Source organism: Spiroplasma cantharicola (genome assembly GCF_001281045.1).
Taxonomy (GTDB): Bacteria; Bacillota_I; Bacilli_A; order Mycoplasmatales; family Mycoplasmataceae; genus Spiroplasma_A; species Spiroplasma_A cantharicola.
Genome location: NZ_CP012622.1, coordinates 1061475 through 1076909 on the forward strand (window position 1 = coordinate 1061475; position 15435 = coordinate 1076909).

Here is a 15435-nt window from a genome sequence, read left to right on the forward strand (position 1 = left end):
TTTTAGACATTTTTAATAGTTGGTGGAATTTTACTTAAAATTTCTTCATCTGGCAATTTATCTACTACTAAGGTATTAATTTTTTCAATATTACATATTAAATTTCCCTTTACCAAATTATTAATTTTACTAGAGTCTATCAAACAAATTGTTTCTTTTGTTACATTAATTAAATTATTAATAAATTCGGCTTCGTCTTCATGATTATTATAAAGATATAAATTTTGATCAACATTAGTAACAGTTATAAATGATTGAGCAAATTTTAATGTTTCTAAAGCTCGATTAGCTATTGGGCCACACATAGCTGTTGATTGAGGTCTTAATCGACCTCCAATTATAACTACATGATGGATATTTGGCGAATTATTGGCAATTCTAGCAATTTCCATTCCATTAGTATATAAAACATTAATATTTTTAGTAATTGCTCTTATAAAAGTTTCACATGTAGTTCCTGGACCTACAAATATTTCAGAAGAGCTAATTAATTCATTTGCCTTAATAGCAATTATTTGTTTCTTTTCTTTATTAGTTTGCAATTTTTCATTTCTAGTAATTTCATAGTCTTTATTCTTAACAAAATTCATTAAGCCCATATCAATTTTTAAATAACCCATTTTTTCTAAAAACTTAACATCCCTTCTAACAGTTATTTCTGGGATATTATAATCGTGTCCTATTTTAATAAAAGATTTCATATTAAGATTTATTTGGTCATTAAGATTTGATAAATAAATATTTACACGTTCAGACTTGTTATGACTTTTCATAAAGCACCTCAAAATAATTCTAACTTAAAATGATAGAAAATTATCACTTTTCTAATTAACAGAATTTAATCTATATAAAAAAAATCTTATATATAAATATATAAGATTTTAATTTTAATCTTTATCCTTTAAAGCTTCTAATGGATTTATTTTTTGAATATTTTTTCATCCAATTGTAAAAGTTACTACATAAATCGTTGCAATAACTCCAAATACACTAAATGGCAATCACAATGAGAAATTTACTGGTAAAACTCATGCTGTATTTAAAGCTAAAAAGTCAGATATTATGACAAAGATATACCAACCTGCTATAAAACCAATAACATACATAATCATAATTGGAGCTATGTACATTCCTAAAATTTGTCTCACAACATATCCATTTGAATATCCTAAAGTTTTCATAGTTGCAATAAATTGTTTATTTTCAAAAATAATTAAACTTGTGGTTAAAAGAATAATTGTTGCTGAAACAATAATTGCTATTGTAATAAACATTATAATTATTAAATTTATAAGATCTGTAACTTGACCTAAAATCTGTCTAGTTTGTTCTTTTGGTAGCATTGTTGAAAGAGTTCCAATTCCATAACCTTGATTAAATTTTTCTGGATCAACAATTGTACATTCATTTTCATCTGCATCAGTTGATTCTACTTCTGAACAAGGGACTTGTTTAGTTTCAAAACTTCCATTTAAACCAACAGAACTGAAGTCACCAATTTTTGAAGATACCGAAAACCCCTGAGTTAAATCAATAATTTCTGGTTCTTCACTATATTTATAGTTAAATATAGGATATAAATTATCATAAAGTTGATTCATATTTCTTCAACTTGAGCCAGGTTTACTTCTTTGCACATTTGCAATGAAATCCTCATAAGTTCTTTTTCCATCATAAACTTCTTGTATAAACTCTTCTAAAGTAACTCCTTGAATTTTTTCCTCATCACCATTTGAGAATTGTTCAAGTTTATATAATGGATTTCCTTGAGGATATTCTCTAGCAAATCAATTTTGGAAATTATATTTTTTAACTTGATCATATTCTAAAATTTGATTTGCCTTCTCATTAGAGATTCAACCTTGTGGTTGACCATATCCATTTTGTACACCTGCAATTACAAATTCTACATTTTCATATTTTGAATTTACTCTCAATGTTCCATCTTTATATTTTTCATAAACATCTATTGGGTTTGTAGCTTTATCAGCATACTTAGCTGCAATATTTATATCTCCAATAGTTGATGAGTCAACACCCCTACCCAATATTGCTGAAGAGTTATCTGCATAAATGCCACCATTTGAATAGTATGCATAAGTTGATTGAGTTCTAAATTCATTATTAAAATTTAGTTTATTATCTTTTACTAAATTATGTCCGTATTTTACATCTTCATTTAAAACTAAATCTTTATTTTCTCCATCCAGTTTAAGTAATTCTCTTAAAACTTTAAGAGAAATAGTTTGTCCAACTTCTTTATTTATTTTTTTGGAAAAACTTTCATTAATAATTAAAGGTACAAAGTCATTTACTTCATTTTTAAATAGAGTACTACTTAATTCTAAACCCCTTGCATTTTTTAAAGAAACAAGTTTTGAATCTTTTTCTACTCCAAATATTTTAGCACTTTCAACTTTCCCATTTTTAGATAAAAAGTTTGAGTTAAGCATTGTTCCAAGTTCATCTTTATTATTATCATAGGGAATTAAATTAAAAGTAATATTATAATTTTCATTATTTTCAATAGCTGATTTTATATATTCTTGAACAAAATAAGGAGACCTTGTATATGTAGTTTGTAATACAGCAGTACCCATTCTTCCATCCAATACAGAACCAAATCATAAAGTAAGTGCTCTATTTAAATCCTTTAATATATTTTCATCAGTTACTGATTCTAAATCACTTTCATTAATTTCCAATGGACTTATAAATTCACCATTTCATTTAAATTTAAAGTCAGCTGTAAAGTCTTCATTAATTTGCATAGTATTTTTTTCATTTTTATTTAAATCTCAATAATTTTTAGTTTTCTTTGTTTTAAAAACTGAATTTAATTTATTTTGTGCTTTTGAAGCGTTAATTAATAATTCTTCTGGGTTACTTCTATCAATCATGCCCTCATTATAAGTAAGTTTTAATCCTTTAATATATTTACTATAAACTTGTAACATTAATCTAGAGTATGTTTTTAAATCTAAAGTAGAAGGTGAAGCAGTTGGGTCCTTCAAATTTTTTATATTATCAGTTAATTTTATGTAATCTGGTCATTGAGCTTGTAACTGAGATAAAGCTATTCCACCAGTAAATCCAGAAACCTCTGCTCTATCTAAATTTTGAAGTAATTTTGTTGACATGTTTTTTCAATTTAAATATGAGAATTCTGTTCAAAAGAATTTATCATCTTTTGCAATATCGTATGTATAGTAATAGGGACTTATATTCCCCTCTAAAAGAGAGCTATATACATTTGCCCAATCGATTTCATGCTTAATTGCATCTGTTGGATTAGATTCAATTTCTTTAACTGGATAAGGAGTTCAACCATCTGTAATTCCTTTATTTCCTTCTTTTCCAGAATTTTTAATTTTTACCATTTTATCTATTTCATATTGTCCCCAACCCTCTTTTTCACTGTTTCAATTTGGGTTATATGTTCTTTGAAATGATCATGGATTATTTGCTATTGGTTGAGTATATTCAACCATATTTTCATAATTCATTCCGTTAAAAGTTGCTGTCATATTATCTTTCATAACTTTTGGAGCAATAATTGTTGTTGTAATTAAAGTTGCACTTAAAAGCATTGTGGCACTAACTCCAGCAAGTTTTCCCATAGAAGTAGTTAATAGAGCTGTTTTTAGCCTTGTGTTAAAACCTCTTTTTTTAAATAAAGATTTAATAGACATTGAAAATTTATTAATTACCTTATCATCTCCACCTTGCAATAAAGTTAGAGCAGGCAACCTAATAGTTCAATAACCAATTATAAATGCCAATAGTGTTAGACCGATTCATAAACCAATAATACTTGTTCCAAAAGAAACAATATTAAATTTAAACCCTAAGAAAGCAATATTAAAGTAATTTGAAAAAATACTTACTACTAGAGTTTCAATAAATATTGAAATAATATATCCTAATAAAGCTCCAAGAATTGAAACAATTAATGGAATAGCAATAAAATTATTAACAATTTCACGTTTTTTATATCCTAAAGATTTTAAACAACCAATTTGTTTACTTTGTAACTCAACTTGTTTTTTTGTTGTTAACACTGTTGTAAAACCTGCAATTGCAACAATAACAATTATTAAAGCAGTTGCCATTGAATTATAACCAGTCATTATAGATTTAAATGTTGTTATTCTTGTAGAAAATTTATAAAGTGAATCATTTGAGTCATAAATATATTTACTATCTAGTTTTATATTCGCTCAAGTTTTATATTCTTTTTCTAAATTATTTAAAAGTTCACTATTACTTCCATTTGCTGCTTTAACAGAGATATAAGTTTCTCTATCATTTTCAGAAGTTACAACAACTTTTGCATTTGAAACAATATATGAAGCCATAGTCTTTTTAACTTCATTTCTTGCTGTTGATCCTTCATTATTTATTTTTGTAAAATTATAAGCTATACTTTCATAACCCATTCATGAAGAATCCATATACATTAATACTTCATTATTAATGTTAGGCATTATTGTAGTTGCATCCATTATTGGAGTTGTAAAATCAGCTGATGTTCCAATTCCTACAACTTCAAATCAAACTTGATTTCTATAAGCATTGCTATCTAGAAATGTTTGAACATTAGTCATTTCTCTTAAATCTTTTTTAAGTTGTTCAACTTCTGGTGAATTACCCTCAGTGTTTTTAACTAATAAATCTTTTCCATATTTATCTGTATTCACTCTAACAATATCACCAACTTTAATACCATTTTGTTTAGCATAAGATTCACCAATTACTACTTCTTTGGCTTCTGCTTTAAAAGTTCTTCCTTTTGATACTACAAGTTTATCTACACCCATATTTATATCAGAGTTAATTTTTGAAATTGCTTTAACTCTAATATCACCTTTTTTACCATATAAACCTGATATCAATCTAGCTTCAGTAAATGATACATCTAAATTATATTTAAGTGCTATTTGGTTCATGATATATTGCTGATACAACATATCATCTTTTGAAAGTACTCCATCTATTTCTCATTCTTTAATATCTTTACCATTTTCATCAGGTTCTAAGATTTTATCTTCCATATTAATATCTACAACATAATCTCTCAAATTTGATTGACTATTTAATTGATTATAAGCCCCTACAACTCTAGTTGATGTTGCACCTAAAACTGATATAACTAAAGATACCAACATAACTAAAAGTGATAAACCAATAATTTGTGATTTATTTTTTCCAGCAGACTTAAAAGCATTCTTTAGTAAAAGTCTAATTCCTTTCATATTTAGTTTTCCTCCTATTAATTGATAACTAATTATTATATATTAAGAAATTATTAAAGGAGGAGTCACTCCTTTTTTAAATATTTTAAGATGGAAACTTTTTTTTCAATTAACAACTTGCTCTACAAAACTATTTTTTTCTGTAATTGTCATAAAATCTAATTTAAATTCTTTTAATAACAATTTTGTAAAATTTAGATATTCTGATGAAATTAAATCTTGTTGTATTATCGTTGAAATACTAAAAAAGATAGTTTGATTAATTTCTGATTTTATTTTATTTCTAATTTTTGCATAAATTATATTTGTTGAAATCATTATAAAAGTAAATAATATTATAACTGTGAAAAAAATTATTAAGAAAATCTCTAAACTTATTAAAGCTTGATTTGAATTTCAGAAATATTCTACTGCTTGAATTTCAGTTGAAATAAATATCGGAAATGTAATCAATATTAATTTGAAAAAATCATTTAAATAAGTAAATCTTTTAAAGGATTTAAAAGATTTAAAATTAATAAAACTCATTTTAAGCTTTTGAATTATCAATAATGATTCAATAACTATTCAAAAAAAGATTGCAGAAATAATCACTGTATTTATTATTCATGTAGTTTGTATTGCAAAGTACAAACTATCTTGTGAATCTTTAAAAAAAGTTGAAATAAAAATTATAGTTAAATGAACTAAAACAAATAACATATATAGTTTTTTAACATTTTTTTTATTGTAACTATTCATGCAAACTCCTCTTAAAAATCTGATAATCAAGTTAATATTAGCATTTTTAAAAAAAATAACAAATTTTAAAAATAACAAATTTCGTAGAAAAATAAATTAAATTGTTATTTATTTTATATACAATGATATTTTAATGGAAAAAAACAACTTTTATGCTTATAAATAAAAAAATACGCCTTTTGCGTATTTTAGTCGGTTTACTGTAAAAGAGATTTATTACATACCTTTTCCTTCTTGTTAAGAAAACTTATTCAAAAAAGATAAACTAATAAATATCTATTACTCATTTTTGGTGTATTTAAGTTCACAATAACCGACCTAAATAAATAATACCTTAAAAAATGATTAATAAGTAATTTTTTTTAAAATAAGTCCTTCAGGATTTGCAATATAGGGCATTTTTGCCTCCCTTAGCTTTAAAACATTAACAATTTTATCTAAAGTAATTTTGCCTAAACTATAAGCTAAGCAAGCTCCTACAATCATTCTTATTTGATATCTTATAAATCCTTTTGCTTTAAAAGTAATAAAAAATATATCATCATTCAATTGACATTCAATAGAATTAATTTTTCTTTTAGTTTTAATTAAATCGATTTCTTCAATTTTAATTCCTGAAAAATTTAAGAAATCATGATTTCCTACAAATAAATTTAAAGCTTCTTTAATTTTTTTAATGTCTAAAAAATTTTTTGCTAAAAAATAATGTCTATTTTCAAAGACATTATTTTTTCCTAAATTTATTCTATATTCATAAGTTTTTTCTTTACAATTTCTAACTCTAAATTCCTTCTTTATAGGATTCATATCTTTTACTTGAATGCCCAAAGGTAGACTTCTATTTAGTGCTTTTAGAAAACCATCAATATTTGGTTTAAAATTTAATTCAACTCAAGCTTTTTGATCTTCTGCATGAACTCCTGAATCAGTTTTTGAAGCTCCTACTAATCTAAATATAGAATTTTTGGCTACTTTTGCTATAGATTTTTCAATTTCACCTTGAATAGTTCTTTGTCTATTTTGTTTAGCTCAACCACAAAAATCAGTTCCATCATATTCAATAGTTAATAAATAATAATACATTTTTTTATTTAATAGGTTGAGAAAATAGAATTGTATCTATTCTAGGGATTTGTACCATTTCTTGAAATGAACTGATATTAATATAACAAATAAGAGTTGCAAAGACACCCATTCCAATAGTAAAGATAATTACATCTAAAAATCTAAATTTTACTTGTCTATATCTTGTTCTTTTAGCATGAGGGTCATAACCTCTTGAATCCATTGCATAAGCTAAATCTTCAGCTTTTTGAAAAGCTGATACTAATAAAGGAATAATTAATGATGTCATTGATTTTGCTTTATCGATTAATTTTCCATTTTTAAAGTCAATTCCCCTTGAAGATTGCGCTTTCATAATTCTTCCTGCTTCATCAATTAAAGTTGGAATCATTCTTAAAGCAATTGAAATAATTGTAGAAAAAATATACACAGGTATTCCAATTAATTTTAATGGTCATAATAAATCTTCAATTGCTAAAGTTAATTCTAATGGTTGTGTTGTTCCTGTTAAAATTGTAGTTAAAGTTATCATTAAAAATATTCTAATTGTCATATATAAAGCTGAATATAAAGCCTTTTCTGAAAAACAAATAGCTTTTCATTTATAAAGATAACCATAGGCATAGGCACCTGTATCATGCGCACCATCAGCTAATTCTTTAAAATTATCTGGTTTTAGCATAAATATATTAATTAATATTAAAACCAAAAATATAAATATAATTGGAAAAAATAATTTTATTAGCATTTTAAAACTTAACTTACTTATCAAATACATCATAAATATTAAACTTGCTGTTAATACAAAACCAGTATAACCAATTGGTAAAAAGACAACAACAATCAATGAAATAATCATAAACAGTTTCAATCGTGGATCCATTTTATGAATTATTGAATTATAGGGCATATATCTACCAAATACCATTCTCATTATCGTATTCTCCTTACCTATTTTCTTTTAGCCTTAACAGCTTCTTTTATTGCTTTTGCAAGCTCTTCAACTGATCTAAATTCAGTCCTTGTAACATCCAAACCTGCTTTTTTTAATTTATGAGCAAGTTTATATAATTTTGGAGGCTCAATTTCAATTTGCTCTAATAACTTATTATTAGAGAAAATTTCAAATGGAGTTCCTTTTGAAATAACTTTACCTTTATGCATAACAATTACTTGATCTGCAATTTGTAGAACATGGTCCATATTGTGAGTTACAATAATAATTCTTTTATTTTTTTCTTTATTTAATTTATTAAATAAATTCATAAAGTCTTCTTCACCTTGAGGGTCTAAGCCCCCTGTTGGTTCATCAAGAACAAGTGTATTACCATCCATTGCAATAATTCCTGCAATAGCAACTCTACGCTTTTGACCCCCACTTAAATCAAATGGGCTTCTTTTTGCATAATCTATTGGTAAGTCCACCATTTTTAATAAATCAGGAACTTTTTCAAAACTTTCCTTTTTATTTGCTCCTAAATTAATTGGCCCAAAAGAAATGTCTTTTTCTATTGTATCTTGAAATAATTGATATTCTGGAAATTGGAATACCAAACCAACTTCTCTTCTTAGTTCCTTAACTTGTTTAATTTTTTTAGTAGAAGCAGGAATTTGAAAATCACCAATTTTGGTTCTTCCTGTTTCAGTTACTAATAAACCATTTGTTAACTGAATTAAAGTTGATTTACCACTACCTGTCATACCAATTACTGCTGTAATTTTTTTCTCTTCAATTATTAAATCTGTACCATTTAATGCTCTAAATTCAAATGGTGAATTTTTACTGTATGTATAGGCAACTGATTCAAATTTAATTTCACCATTAAAATCTCATTTAGGTTGACTTACAATTTTAAGCTTTCTTTTAAATTCCTTTTTGATTAAAGAGTCTTTTTTTGACTGATTTGCATATCAATCTTTAACTTCCTTAATTCTTTCAGGCATGAATTCTTTATCTTTTTTAATATTAGCTTTAATTTCCTTTTGGTATTCCTTTTGATTTTTTCTGTCAGCTTTAATTAAATTTTTTACTTCTTTATGTCTTTTTTTTCTACTCTTATTATCATGTTTTTGTTTAACACTTAATTCTTTTAAATGAATTTTATACTCAACTTTATGTTCTTTTTTTTCTGCTACAGCCTTTGCTTTTTGCTCTGGTGACATTCTCTTTATTTTTGACATATATTTTTCACCAACTCTTCCAAATTTGCACTTCCAGAGATTTTAAGACCCTCATTTTGTAGTGCTTCTTCAATTTGAGCAACAAATGGAATATCTAAATGAATAGATCTTAAGAATTCTTTTTCAGATAAGATTTCCTTTGGTGAACCAAATTTAACTAACTCACCTTTATTCATTACCATAACTTTATCTGCATTTAAAATTTCATCCATATCATGAGTAATAGAAAAAATTGTTTTTTCTCTCGTATTTTTTAATTCAACCATAATCTCTTTGACTTCATTTTTACCTTTTGGATCTAGCATACTTGTTGCTTCATCAAAAATTAAAATGTCTGGAGAAAGAGCCAAAGCAGAAGCAATTGCTACTCTTTGTTTTTGACCACCACTTAGCATTAATGGTTCATGATCTAAGAATTCTTCCATTCTTACTTTTTTAGCAGATTTCACAATAATATCTGCCATTTTAGATGGAGCAATTCTTCTATTTTCTAATCCAAATGCAATATCATCTCGTACAGTTGATCCAATAAATTGATTATCTGGATTTTGAAATACAATTCCTAAAAATTTACGAATCATATTTATATTATTTCTAGTTACTTTATTACCATATACTTCAATTGATCCATTTGTTGGTTGCAAAACTCCAATAATTATTTTTGAAAGCGTTGATTTACCACTACCATTATGTCCAATAATTGCTATATAATCACCGTGTTTAATTTCAACACTTACACCATTTACTGCAAAAGGATGACCTTCTCTATATCGAAATTTAATTTTATCAAGTTTCAAAGCTGTTTGAGATAGCTTTGAAAGCAATCCACCGTGGCCTCTATCTTTAATTGCTACCTTTGATTCTTTATATAAAAATACTGCTAATTTATATTCTTCAAATAATTTTCAATACTCCTTTGAATTTTTTGAAGCTTTTTTTAATTCTTCTTTAGCCTTTTTAACATTTTCAAAAAAGAAGCTATTATCAGAAACTTCTTTAAAATCTTTTTTGATTATTTTATATTCATTTTCAGCTGATTTAACAAAATCAATTTCAACTTCACGTCTTGAAAATTTACTTCTTGCAATAATCATTTTTTGACTTGCACGAATTAACTTATCATTATGTTCATTTAATTTAAGCCTAAATTCATTTAATTTTTCAGTTGCATTTAAATTGGTGCTTGACATAGTATTACCTCTCATACATTTATTATTATATCAAATATAAATATTTAAATAATACTAAATTATACTTTTTATAATTTAGTATTATTTAAATAAGCAAAGATTATTATTTAATTGGTTTAGAGTATTTATCTGCTTGTTCAAGACATTTTTTTATGATTTGTTCAAAATCATTATCTTCTAGAACTTTTTGTCCTTGAATTGTTGAACCATTAGGAACACATATACTTGCAATCATATCTTTTAATTCAATTCCTGAATTTGATGCATTTTCAATGCTTCCTATTATTGATTGTTCCACAATTCTGAATACTTTTTCTTTTTCAATTCCATTTTGAATTCCATAATCTGTAATTGCTTTAAAGAAAGTAAATACATATGCTGGTAAACAACCAGAAATTGCTGTAAAAGTAGCAAAGTTTTTTTCTTCAATTAATTCTACAATACCACAACTTTCAAACATTTTTATAACAAAATCTAATTCTTCCTTTGCAACATTACTATGTGCAATAGCTGTTACTGATTTTTGTATAGAAGCATTCATATTTGGCATTATTCTTATAATTTTTAAATTTTGATGTTGTTTAAATTTTGATTTAAGATCTTCTATTTCTATAGCATTAACCATTGAAATTATAGTTTTATTAGTCAAATCCAACTTATTTAAATTATCACATAATTCATCAAAATCTATTGGTCTAACAGCAAAAATAATATAATTAATATCTATTGAAATAATTTCTTCTAAGTTATTTAAAGTTTTTGCTCTATCAACAGAATTTATTACTTTATCTTGTAACTCTTTAAAAGTATCATATCCATAAAATACAGCTTCAATTTTTTTATTTTTAAGAATTCCTTTAAACAAAGAAGAACCCATATGACCTAAACCAATAAACAAAACCTTTCGCATAGAACTTGCCTCCTCATATATTATAAATCTTTTTTGATAAAAGTTTATTTAAAGACAAGCAAATTAATAAAAAAAGTTCCTATTGGAACTTTTTTTATTAATAATTAAACTAACTCTATGATACACATTGGTGCATTATCACCACGACGGTTATCCAATTTAAGAATTCTTGTATAACCACCTTCTCTTGTTTTAAACCTTTTTGCAATTGTTGAAAACAATTTTTGTAATGCAGTTTCCTTTTCAGAAGCATCCACATGTCTTAATCAAGCAGCAGCTTGTCTACGAGCATGTAAGTCACCTCTTTTACCAAGTGTAACCATTTTGTCAAAGTGTTGTCTTAATTCTTTAGCTCTAGTTTCAGTAATTTCCAATCTTTCTGAAATTATTAGCTCAGTAGTCAAGTTTCTCATTAAAGCAACTCTTCAAGCAGTGTTTTTACCTCTTTTTTGAATATATGACATATAACTACACCTTCCTTCTAATCTTGTTTGAAAGTTAGTCCTAATTGAACAACTTTATCCTTAATTTCTTTTAATGATTTTCTACCTAAGTTTCTGATTTCTTGAATATCATCTTCAGTACGAGAAACTAAGTCACGTAATGAATTGATACTTGCTCTTTTTAAACAATTTAAACTTCTTTGTGTGAAATCTAAATCTTCAATTAAACGATCTAATTCTTTCTCATCTTCTTCATTTGTAGCTCCAATAACATTTAAATCATTGATTTCATCATTTAGATTTACAAAGAATTGTAAGTGTTCAACTAATATTTTTGCAGCTGTTGCAACTGCGTCACTTGCAGTAACTGTTCCGTCAGTTTCAACTTCTAAAATAAGTTTTTCTAAGTCTACTGATTTTCCAATTTTTGTTGCATCTACATGGTAAGCAACTCTAACAATTGGAGAATAATTTGAATCGATTGTAATTGCATCAGCAACCAATTTCTCTTTTTTGTTATCTTTAAATGATCTATACCCTCTTGAGTTTTTTGCAAATAAAGTTAAATCTAAAACTCCACCATCAGCAATTGTACAAAGATGTAATTCTGGATTCATAACTTCAACTCCAGTAGGTAAACTGATATCTCCTGCAGTTATTTTTCCAACTCTTGTAGAACTTACTTTTAATTCAACAAATTCTTCATCATCAAATATTTTTGAATCAATTTTTAAAGCTAATTTTTTTAGATTTAAAATAATTCTACTTACATTTTCAACAATTCCATTTATTGATGTAAATTCGTGAGCTGCACCTACAATTTTAATTGCATAAACAGCTGCACCTGGAGTTGAAGAAATTAATGTTCTTCTAATTGCGTTACCAAGTGTTGTTCCAAATCCTCTTTCAAGAGGTTCTACTTTAAATTCCCCATAATTTCTGTTTTTTTCCTCTTTTAATAATTTAAATTCTGGTCTTGAAAATTGTTTCATACTTTTTATTAACCTCTCGGGCGTTTTCTTGGACGCACTCCATTGTGGGGAATTGGTGTTGTATCTTTAATTGAAGTTATTTCTAATCCGATACCTTGTAAACTTCTAACAGCAGCATCTCTTCCTGGACCTGGACCTTTTACTTCAACAGCAATAGTTTTTACACCATTGTCCATAGCCCCTTTTCCTGCAGCTTCAGCTATTAATTGAGCTGCATAAGGTGTTGATTTTTTACTTCCTCTAAATCCCATTACTCCGGCACTTGATCAAGCTATAACATTACCTTTTTCATCTGAAACAGTTACGATTGTATTATTGAATGTTGAGTGAACGTGAGCTATACCTTTAGCAATATTCTTTTTAACTTTTTTCTTGTTGTTTTGTTTATTATTTGCCATAGTTTATACCTCTCTAACTATTTTTTCTTATTAGCTACAGTTTTTCGAGGGCCTTTTCTTGTACGTGCATTTGTCTTAGTTGACTGTCCACGAACAGTAAGTCCTTTTCTGTGTCTCATTCCTCTGTAACATCCAATTTCCATTAAACGTTTAATGTTTAATGCTGTTTCTCTTCTTAAATCTCCTTCAGTTTTTACTTTAGAAATTTCTTGGGAGATTAATTTAATATTCTCTTCTGATAAGTCTTTAACTCTTGTATCTTCGCTTACTTTTGTAGCCTCAAGGATTTTTTGTGAAGTTGTTAAACCAATACCATAAATATAAGTTAGAGCAATAACTACTCTTTTTTCATTAGGTATTTCTACCCCATTTATACGAGCCATTATTAATTTCCTTTCTAATAAGATTAACCAATTTTTGCTTTATTAATAAACATTAATAAATAATTAACCTTGTCGTTGTTTATGTTTTGGTTGTTCACAAATAATCATTACACGGCCTTTACGTCTAATTACACGACACTTGTCGCAAATTTTTTTGACAGATGATCTTACTTTCATCTTTTCTAACCTCCTGATTTTGTGTACTTAATTTATATTTACATTGTTGATTAAAATTACTTATTTACCATTTTTAAAACGGTATGTAATTCTTCCACGTGTTGGATCATATGGTGAAATTGCAACAGTGACTTTATCTCCTGGTAAGATGCGAATGTAATTCATTCGGATTTTACCAGACACGTGGGCGTCTATAACTATTTCATTTTCTAATTTCACCTTAAATGTAGCATTTGGTAGTACCTCTAAAACGGTACCATCCACTTCTAAATAATCTTCTTTTGCCATTATTCTGTTTCCTCCTTGGTTTTAAATAAAGTTAATACCTCTGGATCTCCTTCAGTGATCAAAATAGTATGTTCAAAGTGGGCAGTCATACTACCATCTTTTGATGACACTGTTCAGTCATCATCAGCAACAATAGTTTTATTTGTTCCTATCTGAACCATTGGTTCAATACAAATAGCCATTCCTGGAACTAATCTCATTCCAGTATTTTCTACTCCTACATTAGGAACAAAGGGATCTTCATGCATTTCCAATCCAATACCATGTCCTGAATAATCTGTTGGCAAATGATAACCATTTTCTTCAATAAATTTTTGAACAGTAGAAGAAATAGTCCCGATGCGCACACCGGCTCTTACCTGCTCAATTGCCAAGTATAGTGACTTTTCAGACAACTCTATTAGTTTATCATACTTTTTATCTTTTGAGTTACCACAAATTACAGTAAATGCTGCATCTGCGTGATACTTTTCAAAAACACAACCTGCATCAATTGATACAATATCACCATCTTCTAATATCCTATTTCTAGGTATTCCATGAATTAATTGTTCATTAATTGATATACAGATATGTGCAGGAAATCCACCATAACCTTTAAAATTACTTGTACATCCCTTTTGGGTAATAAAATCTATAAAAAACTTATCCAAATCCAAGCAATTAACACCTGGTTTAATCATTTTTTTTAGTTCCTGTAAGGCTTCTCCAAGAACTTGTCCAGCATATCTCATTTTCTCAATTTGTTCAGCATTTTTAATTGTTATTGCCATATAGTTAAGAACCTAAAATTTTTTCTACTCTATTATAAAGTTCTACAGGCGAACAATTAGCATCAACTTTAATTATTTTATCTTTATAAAACTTAATTAAAGGTGCTGTTTGATTATGATATGCTTCTAATCTTATTTTAATTTTATCTTCTTGATCATCTGGTCGTACAACTAAAGTCCCATTATCAAAATCACAAATTCCTTCTTTTAAAGGTTTTCTATTTATCTTATGATAACTTCTTTTACAAATTTGACAAATCATTCTTCCAGTTAAGCGACCCATCAAAGTACTTTCGTCAATATCTAAATAAACAACTTGATCAATTTTTTCTTTTAAATTCTTTAACATATCATCTAATGCTAATGCTTGATCATCTGTTCTTGGAAAACCATCAAATATTAAGTCCTTTTTTTTATTATTAAGATACATTTCAACCATTGAGTTTGTAACTGAATCTGGAACTAATTTTCCCTTATTAATAAATTCTTGTGCTCTTAAACCCAAATCAGTTTTATTAGAAATATTATCTCTAAATAAATCACCTGTTGAAAGTTGTGTAAAAGTCTTTTTCTCACAAAGAAACTCTGAAAGAGTTCCTTTACCACTACCTGGAGCTCCAAGTAAAATTATATTCATAA

16 protein-coding genes are annotated in these 15435 nt (G+C 26.8%); all 16 read right to left on the reverse strand.

Going from position 1 to position 15435, the window contains the following annotated elements; all coding sequences use genetic code 4:
* Window positions 1-2: 2 nt before the first annotated feature.
* A complete protein-coding gene (locus tag SCANT_RS04665) occupies window positions 3-773 on the reverse strand; it encodes a DeoR/GlpR family DNA-binding transcription regulator (RefSeq protein WP_053946560.1) in 771 nt (256 codons plus the stop codon).
* A 114-nt stretch (window positions 774-887) separates the two neighbouring features.
* Window positions 888-5255: an ABC transporter permease gene (locus SCANT_RS04670; RefSeq protein ID WP_053946561.1), complete on the reverse strand. Its 4368-nt coding sequence runs from the start codon at window positions 5253-5255 to the stop codon at window positions 888-890.
* A gap of 42 nt (window positions 5256-5297) precedes the next feature.
* On the reverse strand, window positions 5298-5996 hold the full coding sequence (locus SCANT_RS04675; RefSeq protein ID WP_053946562.1) for a hypothetical protein: 699 nt from the start codon (window positions 5994-5996) through the stop codon (window positions 5298-5300).
* A gap of 345 nt (window positions 5997-6341) precedes the next feature.
* Complete coding sequence (truA, locus tag SCANT_RS04680) at window positions 6342-7079, reverse strand: tRNA pseudouridine(38-40) synthase TruA (RefSeq protein ID WP_053946563.1); 738 nt, start codon at window positions 7077-7079, stop codon at window positions 6342-6344.
* Between the two features lie 4 nt (window positions 7080-7083).
* A complete protein-coding gene (locus SCANT_RS04685) occupies window positions 7084-7995 on the reverse strand; it encodes an energy-coupling factor transporter transmembrane component T family protein (RefSeq protein ID WP_053946564.1) in 912 nt (303 codons plus the stop codon).
* Window positions 7996-8012: 17 nt separating this feature from the next.
* A complete protein-coding gene (locus tag SCANT_RS04690; protein ID WP_407696240.1) occupies window positions 8013-8912 on the reverse strand; it encodes an energy-coupling factor transporter ATPase in 900 nt (299 codons plus the stop codon).
* 317 nt (window positions 8913-9229) lie between these two features.
* Window positions 9230-10432 (reverse strand): energy-coupling factor transporter ATPase, encoded by a 1203-nt coding sequence (locus tag SCANT_RS04695; protein ID WP_083434231.1) that lies wholly within the window; start codon window positions 10430-10432, stop codon window positions 9230-9232.
* Between the two features lie 103 nt (window positions 10433-10535).
* Window positions 10536-11342: a pyrroline-5-carboxylate reductase family protein gene (locus tag SCANT_RS04700; RefSeq protein ID WP_053946565.1), complete on the reverse strand. Its 807-nt coding sequence runs from the start codon at window positions 11340-11342 to the stop codon at window positions 10536-10538.
* 104 nt (window positions 11343-11446) lie between these two features.
* On the reverse strand, window positions 11447-11806 hold the full coding sequence (rplQ, locus tag SCANT_RS04705) for a 50S ribosomal protein L17 (RefSeq protein WP_053946566.1): 360 nt from the start codon (window positions 11804-11806) through the stop codon (window positions 11447-11449).
* Window positions 11807-11823: 17 nt separating this feature from the next.
* Window positions 11824-12777: a DNA-directed RNA polymerase subunit alpha gene (locus tag SCANT_RS04710; RefSeq protein ID WP_053946567.1), complete on the reverse strand. Its 954-nt coding sequence runs from the start codon at window positions 12775-12777 to the stop codon at window positions 11824-11826.
* A gap of 8 nt (window positions 12778-12785) precedes the next feature.
* The gene (gene rpsK / locus SCANT_RS04715) at window positions 12786-13175 is read right to left on the reverse strand and encodes a 30S ribosomal protein S11 (RefSeq protein WP_053946568.1); all 390 of its coding nucleotides are present in this window, start codon (window positions 13173-13175) and stop codon (window positions 12786-12788) included.
* A gap of 17 nt (window positions 13176-13192) precedes the next feature.
* Window positions 13193-13558, reverse strand: coding sequence for a 30S ribosomal protein S13 (gene rpsM / locus SCANT_RS04720; RefSeq protein WP_053946569.1), 366 nt, complete (start codon window positions 13556-13558; stop codon window positions 13193-13195).
* Window positions 13559-13621: 63 nt separating this feature from the next.
* Window positions 13622-13735 (reverse strand): 50S ribosomal protein L36, encoded by a 114-nt coding sequence (gene rpmJ / locus SCANT_RS05310; protein WP_020834730.1) that lies wholly within the window; start codon window positions 13733-13735, stop codon window positions 13622-13624.
* 60 nt (window positions 13736-13795) lie between these two features.
* Window positions 13796-14023 (reverse strand): translation initiation factor IF-1, encoded by a 228-nt coding sequence (gene infA / locus SCANT_RS04725; RefSeq protein WP_053946570.1) that lies wholly within the window; start codon window positions 14021-14023, stop codon window positions 13796-13798.
* Window positions 14023-14796, reverse strand: a complete 774-nt coding sequence (gene map / locus SCANT_RS04730; protein ID WP_053946571.1) for a type I methionyl aminopeptidase — start codon at window positions 14794-14796, stop codon at window positions 14023-14025. Before map ends, infA begins: the two co-directional genes overlap by 1 nt.
* A gap of 4 nt (window positions 14797-14800) precedes the next feature.
* Entirely contained in the window at window positions 14801-15433 is a 633-nt protein-coding gene (locus SCANT_RS04735; RefSeq protein ID WP_053946572.1) for an adenylate kinase, read from the reverse strand.
* Between the last annotated feature and the right edge of the window lie 2 nt (window positions 15434-15435).